The following is a 15,304-nucleotide window of genomic DNA, read 5'->3' on the forward strand; positions in this document are numbered from 1 at the left end:
GGGTTTCCGCTGTGGGTCAGCGGCGATCCCACCGGAGCAGGACGCGCTCCAGCAGATCGATCAGGAGGCCGAAGACCAGGACCATCGCCATCACGACGACGACGCCGGCGAGCACCTGGTTCATGGCGAAGCTCGACGATCCGGTGACGATCATGTGACCGACACCCGCAGAGGACGAGATGAACTCCCCCACGACGGCGCCGATGATCGCGAACCCGACGTTGAGCTTGAGGCCGGCGATGACCCAGGACATCGCCCCGGGGACGATGGCCTTGGTGAACGCCTGGGTCTTGGAGCTGCCGAACGAGCGCATCAGGTCGAGGAGATCGGTGTCGACCTTCTGCGCACCGCGGTAGGCGTTCGTCAGCGAGACGATGACGCACGAGAACGCGACGATGACGACCTTCGACACCAGACCGGTGCCGAACCAGATGATCATCATCGGCGCGACGGCGAGGACAGGGATCGACCCGATCGCGGTGATGAAGGGCGCGGAGAGGTCGGCGACGAACCGCGAGTACCAGAGCAGGAGGCCGAGGAGCGACCCGCCGAGGGCTCCGATCACGAATCCGATGAGCACCTCCTGCGCGGTCACGCCGAGGTCGGTCCACAGCTCGCCGGTCCCGACGTTCTGCGCGAGCACCGTGACGATCTGCCCGGGGCTCGAGAACAGGAACGTGCTGATCCACCCCGCGGACGCCCCGAGTTGCCAGGCCGCCAGGAAGGCGACGACGATCGCGATCTGGATCGACACGAGGACGCTGCGTCGCCTCGACGACCGCGGTCGGGTGCGGCGTTCGGGTGCGGTCCGGACTGCCCCGGTGGCTGCTTCTTCGATCTGGATGGCGGTCATGCTGCGCGCTCCGTCCGGGCGCCGGTGCCGATGGAGCGCCAGATCGCCTCGTAGTAGTCGTTGAACGCCGGCGCGAGGCGGCGCTCGTTAATGGCGTGGCTGTCGGTGCCGAGGTCGATCTCGATCTCCTGCACGACCTGTCCGGGATGGGCCTTGAGGACGTAGACGCGGTCACTCAGGGTGACGGCTTCCTCGATGTCGTGCGTGACGAACACGACCGTCTTGCCCGCCGCCTTCACGGTGTCCATCAGCTCGCTCTCGAGCTGGATCTTCAGCGGGTAGTCGAGGGCCTTGTACGCCTCGTCCATCAGGATGATGTCTGGGTCGGTGACCATCGTCCGCATGAGCGCTGCACGCTGCCGCATGCCACCCGAGAGCTGGCCCGGGTAGCTGTCCTCGCGGCCGGACAGGTGGTACGTGTCGAACAGGGCCGACGCCCGCTCGCGCGCCTCGCGCCGTGGGACCCCGTGCACCTCGAGGCCGAGGACCACGTTCTGCATGATCGTCCGCCACGGCATCAACAGGTCCTTCTGCAGGACGTAGCCGATCGACCGGTTCGGGTTGCCCGTGGTGTCGTTCCCGTTGACCAGGACGCGACCCTCGGTGGGGGCGAGCAGCCCGGTGATGATGTTGAAGAGGGTGGACTTGCCACAGCCGGAGGGTCCGACGAAGGAGACGAACTCGCCGGCCTTCGCGTGGAAGTCGATGCCGTCCAGGACGAGCGGGCCGTCGCCGTAGCGCTTCCCGATGCCCTGGACCTCGATCGCATGGGACATGGTCATTCCGTTCCTGCCCCGTAGCGCCCGACTGTTGCGGGCACGGGGACGTAGTCCTTGAGGAAGTGGTAGCCGATGTAGTCGATGCCGCGGGCTCGGAGGATGGTGTCCTCGACGTCGACGGTGACGCACGCGATGCCCTCGGTCGGCCCGGTGTCGGCGCGGATGACGCCGTTCGGGTCGATGATCCGTGAGTGCCCGTGGTAGTTGAGGTTCCCCTGCTGCGCGACGACGTTCGACTCGACCATCCACGCCTGGTTCTCCAGCGCCCGGACGCGGCCGAAGAGCGTGTACTGGTCGACACGGATGTCGTCCTCAGCCGCTTCGTCGGCGTCGTCGTACGCCCACGCGGTCGGCATGACGAGGATCTCCGCGCCCTGCAGCGCGAGCGCCCGAGTCGTCTCGGGGAAGCACTTGTCGTAGCAGATGAGCATCCCGATCCGGCCGATGCCCGTCTCGAACACGGGGAACCCGACGCCCGGGTGGTAGACGTGTTTCTCGTCCCCGGGCTGGTGCACCTTGCGGTACCGGCCGATGTAGCCGTCCGGACCGGCAAGGACGACGGTGTTGTAGAGGACATCCGCGTACCGGTCGTCGCGCTCGGTCAGCCCGAACACGACGTGCAGGCTCTGCTCGACCGCGGCCTCGATCACCGCACTCACCCGCGGGCCGTTCGGCACTGTCTCGGCGTTCTGCTGCTGGTAGCGGACGTTCTCGAAGTCCAGACTGAGCGTGTCCGTGAGGTAGCCCTGCAAGGCCTGTTCCGGGAACACCACCAGGTCGGCACCGAGTTCGGCAGCATCCCGGATGCGGCCGAGCATCACGGTGAGGTTCGTGTCAGGGTCGTACACGACCGGCATCGACACGGTGGCGATGGTGGTGAGGGGCATGAGAGGAGCGTGATCCACAGGGGTTTCCGCCCCGTCACGCTCTCGTTACGCCCCTGCTAAGCCACCACTCACTCGTCCACGAATGCCTCCTGACCGGGGCTTCCGCGTTCCACCCAAGACGCAACGCCACGAAACTCCCGCCCCCTCGTGCTCCGGCGCCCGGCGTGTGCGACCCTGAGGTCCCATGCCGAAGTACCTCGAACGTCGCCATCACCGCGCACGGCTGCTGCGCGACATGCTCCGCGACGAACTGCTCCGCGGAAACGGCGGGATTGCCGCGCTGCCGTCCGAGGACGAACTGATCCGGCGACACCAGGTCGGCCGGAACGTGGTCCGCGAGGCGCTCGATCTCCTTGTGTCGGAGCGACTCATCCGACGAGTCCGCGGCCAGGGAACGGAACCTACGGCGCACGTGATCGTCCACCACCTCAACCAGCTACGCGCGATCGGCGAGCCAGGACACAGCACCGTCGAGGGCAATGCGATCCACTACCGGAAGCTCTCCTGGGAGCTCGTCCCCGCGCCGCAAGTGGTCGCGGACAACTTGGTCGTTCCAGGCGGGACTCCGGTCATCCGGTGGGAACGCATCACGGCGTCGCGTGATCCCCTTGTCTTGTGGACCAGCTACTTCAGGAGTGACCTCGGCTTGCGGGAGCCCGGGGCGGAGACACCCGGCGTGGATGCGGGTACGTGGGGGTTCCTCGAGGCGGCGGGCATCGAACTCGGTGAAGCCGCGGTGCGCACCGGGGCGGTGCCGGCCGACCCGGCGGTCGCCGAGCTGCTCGCCACCGAGCCGTCCGCGCCGCTCCTGGTGCAGCATCGGCTCCTCACGGACGCCACCGGCCGACCGATCGAGTTCGCGGTCGGGTACTACCGGGGCGACCTCATCGTGATCAGCAACACGTTGCGACGGAACCCCGGTTCAGGGTCATGAGCGGAGGTGCCTTGCGGACGAACACGCAGGCTTGCCCGTGCGAGGGGGTCGCAGCGGCTCCCTCTACCGGCGCTTTCCCTCAGCGACGAAGCCACTCGCCCGCGACTACCGTTGGTGGGATCGTGGGTTCCTCTGGACTGGCCCTCAAGGCCATTCCGAGCCCGTTCGAAGGTTCACGTCAACCAGGGGTCCAGTCGGAGACCGCGCGGCGCAACTCCGTCACGGCTGAGGCGGGGCGGGTCAAGAATCCACACGAGGTTTCGGAGACACGCCCTAGCTCGAGTTGAAGGAGGTGCCGAGAAGCTTCTGGATCTCCATGAGGTTCTGACCGATCAGCTTGGAAACAGCGTCCTCGACAGCGGCTCCGAGATCGAACGAAGGGTCGGACACCCAGAGTTGCGACAGTCCATCCCAGACGGAGATGACCTGTCGCGCCGTTAGCCACGGGTCGGCGTTGGGGTGTGCCAGGCCGGCTTTCTGGCTGTGCTCGAGCAGTCGAGCGAAGAGGTCGACGATCCGCGCGTTGCGTTGCGCGAAGTACTCCGCTGCCGGATGGCCCGCCAACGACGCAGATCCCTTCATCGAGTTCAGTAGGCGAAACCGGGGATCGTGGGGATCGGGGTCCGCAAGCCTACGAAACGCGCGAGCGTCCAAGAGCGTGTCTTCGAGCGTGACATGGGCGCGGTCCGCCTCGTCGTCCTCGATCGCCCCCAGGGCGGCAACCAGAAGGTGGTCCTTCGAGGGAAAGTGGTAGAGCACTGTCGTCTCGCTGGTCCCGGATCGTTGCGACACGAGCGCCGTCGTGACGTTCTCGTGTCCAAGCTCGTCGACGAGTTCCACCACGGCCTGCACGATCGTCTGCCGCCGCTTTGTGGTGGAGGCGTAGGGGCCGCGTTTCCCGGGCGTCGTCGTCGTCATCCGATCAGCATAGGTCAGCGAATCCAGAGTGTTCACGAAGGTTTGACACTCGCCGTCGATCAAAAAGTGTTGCCCTGGAGTCGAATGGTGTGGTTCACTCTGGTTTCGGATCCCGGTGCTGCCGGCTCCGGCCGTCTACCCAGACACCCACTTCCACCGAAGGAACCCGATGACAACGACGTCACGCCTCACCGCTCGCGCTGCTCGGAAGGTCAGCCGCCGCAGCGATCCCGACCGCCTTTCCACCGGCGCGGGACTCGCGTGGACGACCACCGGGCTCTCCGGCGCCGTCAACTACCTCTTCTTGGGGATGTGGGTCTTCTACGGCACCGACGTCCTCGGACTCAACCCCGCCGTTCTCGGTACCCTCGCTCTGGTCAGCAAGCTGCTCGAGGCCGTGGTCGTGGTCATTTCCGGCTGGCTCGTGGACCGCACCCCCGAGACTCGGTGGGGGAAAGCCCGCCCCTACGAGCTGGCGATCGTCGGCGTCTGGGTCGCGACGTACGCGCTGTTCTCGACCCCCGACTTCAACGATGTCGGCAAAACGGTCTGGCTCTTCGTGTGGCTGGTGATGGCGAACGTCGTCTTCACATCGCTCCTCGGCGCGAACGACTACCTCTACCTCGCGCGCGCCTTCAACTCGCGCGTCCTCGTCGCGAAGGTGTCGACCCGCACCGGCTTCTTCACCACCGTCGGAGTCGTCGTCTTCAACGTCGCCCTCCCCGTCTTCCTCGCCCAGGCGGGCACGAGCGCACCGGCCTGGTCGATGCTCGCGCTCTACCTCGCGATCCCCCTCGCGCTGATCGGTCTCGGCCGCTTCCTCTTCTTCAAGGAGAGGTACCAGACCGAAGCCGAGGACGCCCCGAAGGTCACCTTCCGCGACATCCGCGAGGTGCTCACCACGAACCACTACATCTGGATCATCGCCGGAATCAGCTTCGTCAGCTCTCTCGCCGGCGGCACCGGGATCGCGGTCTACTACTTCAAGTACGTCGTCGGCGATATCTCGCTGATGAGCTTCACCGGGCTGATCCCTGTCCTCATCCTGCCCTCGATGCTGTTCTTCCCCCGCCTGATGAAGAAGTTCAAGGTCAGCACCATCATCACAACCGGTGCGATCGCCGGCGTCCTCGCCGGCGCACTCATGATCGTCGCGAACGGCAACCTGATCCTGATCCTCATCTCCAGCGCTCTCAGCGGTCTGGGCATCCTCCCCATCACCTTCCTCACGCAGCTCCTCGTCATCGACAACGCGAGCTACAACCAGTGGAGCGGGCGCCGTCGACTCGAGAGCACGATGGGCGCCATCACGACGTTCTTCGTGCGGTTGGGTGCTGGGGCCGGTGGCGCCGCGACCGGTTGGGTGCTCGGCGTCGTCGGCTACGACGGGACCGCCGAGACTCAGTCTCCCTCGGCCGTCACCGGCATTGTCCTCCTTGCCGGCGCGTTCCCCGCCGTCCTCTGGATCGGCGTGGTGCTCGTGATGCGGCCGTACCGCAAGTTCGAGCAAATGCTCCCAACCATCACTCAGAGCCTGGCCGTCATCACCGCTGACGACCCGAAGGTCGACACGGTCAAGCCCGAATCTGTTCCCGGGACCGTGCGCACCTCGACCGATGAACACTCGGCCGACAAGTGAACCAGGACGTGTGCGGAGCGGCCGGCCCCGCACACCTCGTCACTCCCGCCCCCAGCTCACCACCTTCGAAGGAACACTGATGACGCTCTCCTCCTCCACCGACGAGTCCCTCGAGGACCTCGCGCTCACGCCCGACCCAGTGGATGAGGCCTTCGCTCAGCCCTATGTCGACGTCGACGAATGGCGAGAGACCCCCGCTCACCATCGCTACATCCACGGCGGATTCGCCGACAGCGACACCCGCTTTTCGCTGTACCTGCCCACGCAGGACCAGTTCGAAGGCCGGTTCTTCCAGCACGTGACCCCGGTGCCTCAGAGCGAGAACCTCGCGCAGCAGCAGCTCACTGACGAGAATCCGGTTCCGTTCACTCTCGCCAGCGGCGGTTACTACATCGAGACCAACGGCGGCGGCCCCGGAGCCGCGAACCCCATGTCCGGGATCGACCCGACCATCGGCGCCTACCGTGCCAATGCGGCGGTCGCCCGACTGTCTCGTCAGATAGCGGAGTGGATCTACGGACCGCAGCGTGTCTACGGCTACCTCTACGGAGGCAGCGGCGGCGGATATCGCACCATCGGCGCATCCGAGAACACCGACGGCGTCTGGGACGGCTACGTGCCGTACGTCATCGGCAGCCCCATGGCCATCCCGAACGTCTTCGCGGTGCGTATGCACGCGCAGCGCCTCCTCCGCCACGCGTTCCCGCGAATCGTCGACGCCTTCGACGCTGGCGGCGATCCGACCACCCTCAAGCTCAGCACGGAGGAGCAGGCTGCTCTCGACGAAGTCACCCGAATGGGCTTCCCGGTTCGTTCGTGGTTCGGCTGGCAAACCATGGGTATGCACGCGTTCAGCGTGCTGTACCCCGGCATCATGCACGCTGACCCCGCTTACGCCGAGGACTTCTGGAGCGCTGAGGGATACCTCGGAAGCGACCTGGATTCGTCCGTACACCGCGACCGCGTCCAGCTGAAGACGACCCTGGTCGAGCTCCTCACCGCCGACTCCGAGACCGCCGCGATCACCGGCGGAGTCGACGAGTCGTACAAGGCGACAGCGCGGCCGCGAACGGTCATCGGCGCGCGAATTGCCGATCGACCGGAGGGGTTCACTCTCGGCGCCGAGCTGGCGATCCTCACCGGTCCGTCGGCAGGCAAACTCCTCCGCCTGACGGGCGTGGACGGAACCACCGTCCTGTTCGAGCCCGGCGAGGGCTCGTTCGAGCTGACCCCGGGCGATGAGGTACTCGTCGACAACTCCAACTTCCTCGCCGCGCAGACCTACCACCGCCACCAGGTCCCCTCGAGCGACTACATCGTCTGGGACCAGTTCCGCACCGCCGCCGGCAGCCCCGCACCACCCCAGCGCCCAGTCCTCCTTGGGCCGCTCTTCGCCGCGGCCGCGTCCGGAACCGTTCCCACCGGTCGCATCAGCGGCCACATGATCGTCGTCGCCTCCCTCCTGGACCGCGAGGCCTTCCCCTGGCAAGCGGACTGGTACCGCTCCCGCGTCGGCGAGTTCATCGGCGACAACGTCGATGACCGGTTCCGGCTTTGGTACACCGACAACGCGCTGCACGGCGACGAGAGCGGCATCCAGGAACACGAGACGCGTACCGTCAGCTACGTCGGCGCTCTCCAGGCAGCGTTGCGCCAGCTCAGCGCTTGGGTGGAGCAGGGCACCGCCCCGGCCCCCTCCACGACGTACGCCGTACACGAGGGGCAGGTGCTCGTCGATGCCAACGACGCCGCTCGGGGTGGCGTGCAGCCCATCGTCGCCCTCACCGTCGACGGCAGCGACCGCGCCGAGGTCAGCGTCGGAGCGATCGTGACTGTGCGGATCACCGCCCACGCAACCACCCGCGCCGGCATCATCACCGACGTCGTCACCGATCTTCACGGCACCGGACACTTCGACACGACCCAGCAGGTCACCCCTGCAGGGTCCGTCGAGATCTCCGAGGCGTGCAGTTTCGAGTTCCCCGGGACCTACCTGATCGCCGTTCGCGCGACCGCTCAGGTCGGAGGCAACGCAGACGACCGGTTTGCGCGAGTCGACAACATCGCTCGAGCCCGCATCGTCGTCCGCGCCATCGACGCGACCTGATCCGCTTCTCCGATCGACACGACCCAGCCTCGCCGAGGCGGCCCGAGTGCACATCCACCAATGTGCTCGCGCAGGAGGTCCTGTCGCGCGTAGCCCTGTGGAGACACATGAGCCCCGACGATCACGACCCGACCCCGCTGCCGGCCGAGCGCCAGCCGCACAGCCTGGTCAACGGAGCTAGCAGCAAGCCGGTGGAACGCGCGACGCCTCATCGGGGACCTGATGGTCATTGCACGGCCGTCGCGCATTCGCCTCCAAGGAGGCCGGCGACCGGCTTCGCTGACGCGCATGACCTTCGACATCTACCCGCTGCCCGATACCGTGCGAAAGGTGCCTTCGCCTCACGCCGTTGCGGTGTGGGACGCCACGCGCACGGATGGTCACATCTCGGCTGCGAAGGCAAGGCTGCTTGCGCCGGAACTCGACCGAGAGAATGCAACCGCCTACCGAGTGAACAGCGAACCGCCAGTGGGGAAGATCGCGCTGTACGTCTGCATTCCCCACATCCATGGCATCCGAGCGCTTCACACCAAGCCGTCGGAAGGCAGACACCGAATGGTCCTGCGATTCCCGCTCCGCTGCGTTGGCTGCGAGACAGCCTTCACGGCGCGCGTCGGGGTCGCGCCGACCGACTTGACGCGCTTCTACCCGCCTCGCGGCACCCGACGTCGTTCCCGGGCTACTTGAGCAGCCCCTCCTTGGTCAGCCAGTCCTTCGCGGCGGCCTGGGCCTGGGCCTTCTCGCTGCCCTCGACACGGTTGCGCAGCTCGATGAGGTCATCGGTCGTCAGCTTCTCGGACAGCTTGTTCAACGTCGACGCGAGCTTCGCGCTGTAGATGTCCTTGTTCAGGAACGGCAGGATGTTCTGCGACGCGATCAGGTTCTCGGGGTCCTTCAGCACGAGCAGCTTCTTCGTCACGAGGTCGGGTGACGTCGTGTAGATGTCGGCCACCTGCACGGTGTCGTCGACGAGTGCCTTGACCGTGTCGGGCCCGCCGTAGTCCTCGATCGACTTGAACGTGACCTTGTCCACGCCGTACGTCGACTTGAGGCCGGGGATGCCGTACGGAAGGGTGCCGAACTGCGGATTGGCACCGAGCGAGAACGGCTCGATCTTGGAGAGGTCACCGATCGACGTGAGGCCGTTCTTCTCGGCCTCGGCCTGGGTCACGACGTAGGCGTCCTTGTCCTCGGCCGGAGACGGCTCGAGCACCTGGAAGTCCTTCGGGATCTCGGTCTTCAGCGCGGCGTCGACCTCCGCTGTCGTCTTCGCGGTGGCCTTGGTGTCGTAGAAGAACAGCAGGTTGCCGTTGTACTCCGGCATGAGGTTGATCGAACCGTCCTTGAGCGCGGGGATCGTGGTCTGCCGCGGGCCGAGGTTGAACTTGGTCGTCACGTCGAACCCGGCGTCCTTCAGGACGAGCGCGTACATGTTGCCCAGGATCTCGCTCTCCGGGAAGTTGAACGAACCGACCACGATCGGCGTGCTGCCGGATCCGTCGTCTCCGCCCGACGCCGGTTTCGTGGGGTCTGAGGTGGAACAACCGGAGAGTGCCACGATCGCCCCGACCGCGATCACACCCGCGAGGATGCGTGTCCTGGTGCCTGCTGTGAACATCAGTGGTCCCTTTCGTCGACGGAGAGTGCCGTCACCGCGCGGCGCCGGAGTGGCAGCGCGCGGACGTGTGTGCGGCGCCGGCGGGTCTGCCCCTCGGGGCCGCGGCGGGTGAGGTGTTGGGCGAGGGCGAACAAGCCGTCGATCACGAGGGCGAGGACCGTCACGAGCAACGCACCACCGAGGATGAGGTCGTTGTCGTTCAGGCTGATGCCCGTCGAGATGATCGCGCCGAGGCCGCCCAGCGAGATGTACGACGCGATCACGACGGTCGCGATGACCTGGAGCACCGATGCGCGGATCCCGCCGATGATCAGCGGCAGTGACAGGGGGACCTCGACCTTGAGCAGGATCTGCAACTCGGTCATGCCCACCGAGCGCGCGGCGTCCACGGTCTGCGGATCCACGGACTCCACACCGGAGTACGCCCCGGCGAGGATCGAGGGGATCGCCAGGACGACGAACGCGATGATGGACGCGATGAAGGCGGTCTGCGTGAACGGCACGGTCATCCCGATGATGACGAAGAGGGTGCCGAGCAGGCCCAGCGTCGGCAGCGCGCGCATGGAGCCACTGAAGGCGATGACGAAGCTGCGCCCGCGCCCGGTGTGACCGATGTACAAGCCCAGCGGCAGCGCGATCAGCGCGGCGATGGCGACCGAGATGAACGTGTACAGCAGGTGTTCGCCGATCCGGTCCTGGATCGGGAGCGGGGTCTGCAGGCCGGGGCGGTAGTTCGCGGGGTCGAGGAGCCAGGCGACTGCGTGGAGGAAGAACTGCACGGTCAGGCCCCCCGTTCGATCGTCGCCAACGCGGCCCGACGGCGCGACCGACGCGACCGCACCTGGATCCGTCGCGACCACGGCATCAGGACGCGCCCGAGCGCCACCAGGACGGTGTCGAAGACCAGTGCGACGAAGAGACTCGCTGCCACGCCGACCAGGATCTCCTCGAGGAACTGACGCTGTCGCCCGTCCGTGAACAGGAACCCGATGTTCGCGGACCCGACCAGGGCGCCGACCGAGACCAGGGCGACGGTGCTCGCCGAGACCACCCGCATCCCCGCGAGGAGGACGGGACCCGCCAACGGGAGCTCGACCGTCCAGAACCGCCCCCACGCGGAGTACCCCACCGAAGTGGCCGAGTCGACGACGTCCGCCGGGACGGCGGCGAACGCATCAGCTGCCAACCGCACCATGATGGCGACCGCGTACACGGACAGCCCCACCACGATGTTCACCGGATCCGTGATGCGGGTGCCGAGCAGGTAGGGCAGGATCACGAAGAGCGGCAGGGACGGGATCGTGTAGAGCAGACTGCCGCCGCCGACGATGACCGATCGGACTGCCTGCCACCGGTTCGCCACCCACCCCAACGGCACCGCCACGACGAACCCGAGGACGATGGGCACGGCCGCGAGACCCGCGTGGGTGACGGTGAGGCCCCAGACGAGACCGAAGTTCGCGATGATCCAGTTCAGGTCAGCATCCCAATCCTCGTCGGACGACCGTCCGCCTCAGAGTAGTCGCGCCGCACCGTTCTGACCGCGACGGATCGTCGCGCCGGCGTCCCCGGGCCGGCTTCCCCGGTCACTGGTGCAGGAAGTCCTGCCGCTCCTGCTCGACCACCGGCGCGAGTCGCACTCGGACCACCGGACCGGAGTCGACGCTGGTGATGCCGTCGAGCGCGACCACGAGCGCTTCGGGGCGCTGCTCCCAGTCGACCTCGCCGGAGTGGCCGAGCACGGCGACGGACCGGATGGTGCGGCCGAGCAGGCCCGAGGCCGACCCGAACGCCCGGATCCGCGCCGACCCGTCGTCGGGATCGGCCAGCAGGGTCGCGTAGACGGCGTCGCCGGTGACGTCGTGGCGCGTGGTGAACCGGACGTCCTCGGCGGTGTACTCGACCGTGTCGGCGTCGACGAACGAACCCGCGGGACGAGTGGTCGGCCCCTCGCCCGAGATCGTCCACGGCCGGGTGCCGTAGATCGCCTCGCCGTTCACCGCGAGCCACGAGCCGATGCCCCGCAGGATGCGGACCTCGTCCTCGGGCAGGGTGCCGTCGGCCTTCGGCCCGGTGTTGAGCAGCAGCACACCGTTCTTCGCGACCACGTCGACGAGTTCGGCGACCAGGTCGCGGACGGTCTTGTAGTCGTGGCCCTCGATCCAGCTCCAGGCGGTCTTCGCGATCGCGGTGTCGTTCTGCCAGACGGTCTCCGGTGTGCCGGCCATCGCTCCACGCTCGATGTCGTACACGGCGCTGCCCGGGGCGAAGGTCTCCCACTTGTAGTTGATGACGACCTCGCGGCCCCACTCGGCGGCGCGGTTGTAGTAGTAGGCCGCGAGGGTCCGGACGTACGGCTGGAACGCGGGCTGCTCGATCCACCAGTCGAACCAGAGCACCTGCGGGCGGTACTTGTCGATGAGCTCGACGGTGCGGAGCAGCCAGTCCTCCAGGAAGCGCTCGTTCGGGGCGGTCTCCTCGCGCTGCGCTGGCCCGTAGAAGTCGCTGAACCGCGGATCGAGCACGTCCGACGGGGTCTTCGTCCCGCCGTTCATGAAGAACCAGTGCTCGGCACGGTGGGACGACGCGCCACGGACCATCCATGCCTCGTCCGCGGCGACGAGGAGCTCGCCGAACACGTCACGCCCGGGCCCGAGCTGCGCGGCACTCCAGCGGGAGCGGTCGGTGTCGTACATCGCGAAGCCGTCGTGGTGCTCGGCGACCGGGACGACGAACTGCGCGCCGGCCTCGCGGAACACCCGCACCCAGTCGGCGGCGTCGAAGTGCTCCATCGTGAACGAGGGGATGAAGTCCTTGTACCCGAACGCGTCGTGCGGGCCGTAGGTCTCGACGTGGTGGGCGAACTCCGGCGTGCCGGCGCGGTACATGTCGCGGGAGTACCACTCGTTCCGGAACGCGGGGACCGAGAAGACGCCCCAGTGGACGAAGATCCCGAACTTGGCGTCCTGGTACCAGAGCGGTGCGCGGTACTGCTGCAGCGATGTCCAGGTCGCGTCGTACGGGCCCGAGCGCACGACGGCGTCGACCGCGGCCAGGGCCGCGGAGTTGTCCGAAACGTCCACGGGCTCGGGCAGCGTGGCCGGGTCCAGCGGGGTGAGCGGTTCGTGCACGACGTGCTCCGATCGGTTGCGGCGGCTCGCGACGGCGATGTCGGGAGCGTGAGACATCCTATGTCTGTTCGATCTGTCGCGAGGGGTTCCCGGTCAGGGCATCCCCCGACGAGCGCGGCCAGGAGAGCATCGAACCGTGACCGCTCCGACCACAGCCGACGTCCCGACCGATCGAGGCCCGCACCGAGCTGCGCGGCTGACGCTCGTGCTCGCCTCGCTCGGCTTCTTCCTCATCACGCTCGACATCCTCATCGTGAACGTGGCGCTGACGACGATCGGGCGGGAGCTCGGCGGCAGCACGTCGGGGCTGCAGTGGGTGATCGACGCGTACACGTTGCTGTTCGCCTCGCTGCTGCTGTTCGCGGGCAACCTGTCCGAACGGATGGGCGCGAAGCGGGCGATCGGCTGGGGCATCGCGGGGTTCCTCGTGGCGTCCGTCGCGTGTGCCCTCGCCCCGTCGCTCGGCGCGTTGATCGCGGCGCGTGCGGTCCAGGGCGCGGCCGCCGCGGTGATGCTGCCCGCGTCGATGGCGCTCATCCGCCAGGCGTTCCCCGAGGCGCGCGAGCGGGCGCACGCCCTCGGCATCTGGGCCGTCGGCGGTGCGGTCGCCGGGGCGGTCGGGCCGATCCTCGGCGGCGCGCTGACGACGCTCGACTGGCGCCTCGTGTTCGCCATCAACCTGCCGGTGTGCGCTGTGATGCTCGGCATGCTCGTCCGGGTGGCACCGTCGCCTCGACGAGCGGCCCGGTTCGACGCGGCAGGTCAGGTCCTCGCCCTGCTCGCGCTCGGCGGCCTCGTCTTCGGGCTCATCGAAGGCGGTGCGTCCGGCTTCGGCCGCTGGGACGTGGTCGTCGCACTGCTCGTCGCTGCTGCCGCGGTCGTCGGGTTCCTGCTGGTGCAGGCCCACGGTCGGAGCCCGATGATGCCGCTCGACCTGTTCCGCTCCGGTGGGATGCGGATCGCGCTCGGCGTCGGGTTCGCGTTCATGGTCGGCAACTTCGGCAGCGTCTTCGTCCTGAGCCTCTACCTGCAGCAGCACCTCGGCTTGTCGCCACTGGCAGCAGGGTTGGTGTTCCTGCCGTCCGCAGCGTTCAGCATCGTCGGCAACATCGTCAGCGGCACCCTCGTGAACCGGTTCGGCGCTCGGGTCCCCGTGGTCGCGGGACTCACCACGATGGCGATCGGCCTCGTCGTGATGATCGTGCTCGCCCCGTACGACTCCATCGCCGCGGTCGCGGTGTGCACGATCCTGACCGGCGCGGGCGGATCGGTCGCGATGCCGCCCGCGACGTCGGTCGTCCTCGCCAGCGTCCCCGCTGAACGGTCGGGGACAGCGAGTGCGGTGTTCAACACCTTCCGGCAGGTCGGTGGGGCGGTGGCGATCGCGGTCTTCGGGGCGTTCCTGGCCGACCGGTCGCAGTTCGTCGTCGGGACGCAGACCAGCTTCGTGGTGGCGGCCGCCGTGCTGGTCGTCGCGGCGCTGGCCTCGATGCGCATCCGGACCGAGTGACCGGTACGTCGTGTCGACGCAGGGTCAGCTCCGGTCGGCCGCGCCACGCCCAGCGGCGTCCACCGCGTCGCGTCGGTCGGTCGCAGCGACCGAACCGAGCAGCCGGAGCGCGTCCGCGGTCGGGGAGCCGGGCTCCGCGCTGTACAGGAGCAGACTCAGACCCGGGTCGCTCATGAGCCGCGACCCCTCGAAGTGCAGGTCGAGAGCACCGACGACGGGGTGGACGAAGTGCTTCTCGCCCGTGGCGTGCCGACGGACGTCGTGCACGCCCCACTTCGCCCGGAACTCCGGGCTGCGCGTCGAGAGCTCACCGATCAGCGCCTGCAGGTCCTCGTCGTGGGGGTCGTGGCCGGCCGCAGTGCGGAGGATCGCGACGCTCTGGTCGGCGGCGACGTCCCAGTCCGGGTGGAACGCGTCGGCCCAGTCCCGGTCCAGGAAGGCGGCGCGAGCGAGGTTCGGCCGCTCCGCCTTCCGGAACAGGTCCGCGTAGAGCGCCCGGCCGAGTGCGTTCGCACCGAGCAGGTCGAGTCGGTCGTTGCGGATGAACGCCGGCCCGCCGGTGAACGCGTCGAGCGTGTACTGCAGCCCGACGCGCAGGGTCTTCGGCGTCGCTGCACGGCGCTGTCCACGGACCGGGGAGGCGTTCGCCGCTCGTGCGAGGTCGAACAGGTGGTCGCGCTCCGCGTCGTCGAGGAGCAGCGCACCGGCGATGGCGTGCAGGACGCCGTCGGAGACGCCGGCGAGGCTGCCGCGCTCGAGCCGCGAGTAGTACTCCACACTGACGTCGGCGAGCATCGCGACCTCGCTGCGGCGGAGGCCGGCCACGCGCCGGTTGGGCCCACCGGGCAGGCCCACCTGGTCCGGGCGGACCCGGGCACGGCGGCTGACGAGGAAGTCCTTGACGTCGTCGCGGTTCGTGCTCATGAGG

Annotated in this window: 14 protein-coding genes; 5 read left to right on the forward strand and 9 right to left on the reverse strand. The window is 67.9% G+C overall.

The genetic code is table 11. The annotated features are described in order from the left end of the window. Positions 1-16 precede the first annotated feature (16 nt). The 3 genes from HQQ88_RS18960 to HQQ88_RS18970 are packed head-to-tail and all read right to left on the reverse strand — an operon-like array spanning position 17 to position 2,519. Complete coding sequence (locus HQQ88_RS18960; protein WP_123340214.1) at positions 17-853, reverse strand: ABC transporter permease; 837 nt, start codon at positions 851-853, stop codon at positions 17-19. Continuing rightward, complete coding sequence (locus HQQ88_RS18965; RefSeq protein WP_216835153.1) at positions 850-1,635, reverse strand: ABC transporter ATP-binding protein; 786 nt, start codon at positions 1,633-1,635, stop codon at positions 850-852. Before HQQ88_RS18965 ends, HQQ88_RS18960 begins: the two co-directional genes overlap by 4 nt. Further along, positions 1,632-2,519: a carbon-nitrogen hydrolase family protein gene (locus HQQ88_RS18970; RefSeq protein WP_123293797.1), complete on the reverse strand. Its 888-nt coding sequence runs from the start codon at positions 2,517-2,519 to the stop codon at positions 1,632-1,634. Before HQQ88_RS18970 ends, HQQ88_RS18965 begins: the two co-directional genes overlap by 4 nt. Positions 2,520-2,754: 235 nt before the next feature. Between HQQ88_RS18970 and HQQ88_RS18975 the strand changes: the two genes are divergently transcribed. Further along, on the forward strand, positions 2,755-3,453 hold the full coding sequence (locus tag HQQ88_RS18975) for a GntR family transcriptional regulator (protein ID WP_173171052.1): 699 nt from the start codon (positions 2,755-2,757) through the stop codon (positions 3,451-3,453). 273 nt (positions 3,454-3,726) lie between these two features. Here the strand turns inward: HQQ88_RS18975 and HQQ88_RS18980 are convergent, their stop codons facing one another. Next, positions 3,727-4,371, reverse strand: coding sequence for a TetR/AcrR family transcriptional regulator (locus HQQ88_RS18980; protein ID WP_123671905.1), 645 nt, complete (start codon positions 4,369-4,371; stop codon positions 3,727-3,729). Positions 4,372-4,540: 169 nt separating this feature from the next. On the opposite strand from HQQ88_RS18980, the gene HQQ88_RS18985 reads away from it, so the two are divergent. The 3 genes from HQQ88_RS18985 (at position 4,541) to HQQ88_RS18995 (ending at position 8,804) form a co-directional block, all read left to right on the forward strand. Continuing rightward, complete coding sequence (locus tag HQQ88_RS18985; RefSeq protein WP_123340218.1) at positions 4,541-6,010, forward strand: MFS transporter; 1,470 nt, start codon at positions 4,541-4,543, stop codon at positions 6,008-6,010. A 79-nt stretch (positions 6,011-6,089) separates the two neighbouring features. Further along, complete coding sequence (locus HQQ88_RS18990; RefSeq protein WP_123340219.1) at positions 6,090-8,117, forward strand: alpha/beta hydrolase domain-containing protein; 2,028 nt, start codon at positions 6,090-6,092, stop codon at positions 8,115-8,117. Between the two features lie 288 nt (positions 8,118-8,405). Beyond that, positions 8,406-8,804 carry a hypothetical protein gene (locus HQQ88_RS18995; protein ID WP_173171055.1) on the forward strand — a complete coding sequence of 133 codons (399 nt, stop codon included), beginning with the start codon at positions 8,406-8,408 and terminating at the stop codon, positions 8,802-8,804. On the opposite strand, the gene HQQ88_RS19000 is transcribed toward HQQ88_RS18995, so the two are convergent. From HQQ88_RS19000 to HQQ88_RS19015, 4 genes are all read right to left on the reverse strand, one after another. Next, complete coding sequence (locus HQQ88_RS19000; protein WP_173171058.1) at positions 8,797-9,735, reverse strand: ABC transporter substrate-binding protein; 939 nt, start codon at positions 9,733-9,735, stop codon at positions 8,797-8,799. The two genes, HQQ88_RS18995 and HQQ88_RS19000, sit on opposite strands and share 8 nt — an antisense overlap. Then, a complete protein-coding gene (locus HQQ88_RS19005) occupies positions 9,735-10,514 on the reverse strand; it encodes an ABC transporter permease (RefSeq protein ID WP_123310133.1) in 780 nt (259 codons plus the stop codon). The genes HQQ88_RS19000 and HQQ88_RS19005 overlap by 1 nt, the downstream gene beginning before the upstream one ends. 2 nt (positions 10,515-10,516) lie before the next feature. Then, a complete protein-coding gene (locus HQQ88_RS19010; protein ID WP_307860918.1) occupies positions 10,517-11,143 on the reverse strand; it encodes an ABC transporter permease in 627 nt (208 codons plus the stop codon). 178 nt (positions 11,144-11,321) lie between these two features. Further along, positions 11,322-12,923, reverse strand: a complete 1,602-nt coding sequence (locus tag HQQ88_RS19015) for an alpha-L-fucosidase (RefSeq protein ID WP_173171060.1) — start codon at positions 12,921-12,923, stop codon at positions 11,322-11,324. A gap of 79 nt (positions 12,924-13,002) precedes the next feature. Between HQQ88_RS19015 and HQQ88_RS19020 the strand changes: the two genes are divergently transcribed. Continuing rightward, entirely contained in the window at positions 13,003-14,376 is a 1,374-nt protein-coding gene (locus HQQ88_RS19020) for an MFS transporter (protein ID WP_216835155.1), read from the forward strand. Positions 14,377-14,400: 24 nt separating this feature from the next. Here the strand turns inward: HQQ88_RS19020 and HQQ88_RS19025 are convergent, their stop codons facing one another. Next, the gene (locus tag HQQ88_RS19025) at positions 14,401-15,300 is read right to left on the reverse strand and encodes a helix-turn-helix transcriptional regulator (protein WP_173171063.1); all 900 of its coding nucleotides are present in this window, start codon (positions 15,298-15,300) and stop codon (positions 14,401-14,403) included. Positions 15,301-15,304: the final 4 nt, after the last annotated feature.

Origin of the sequence: Curtobacterium sp. VKM Ac-2861, from assembly GCF_013204965.1 — a bacterium.
Classification (GTDB): domain Bacteria; phylum Actinomycetota; class Actinomycetes; order Actinomycetales; family Microbacteriaceae; genus Curtobacterium.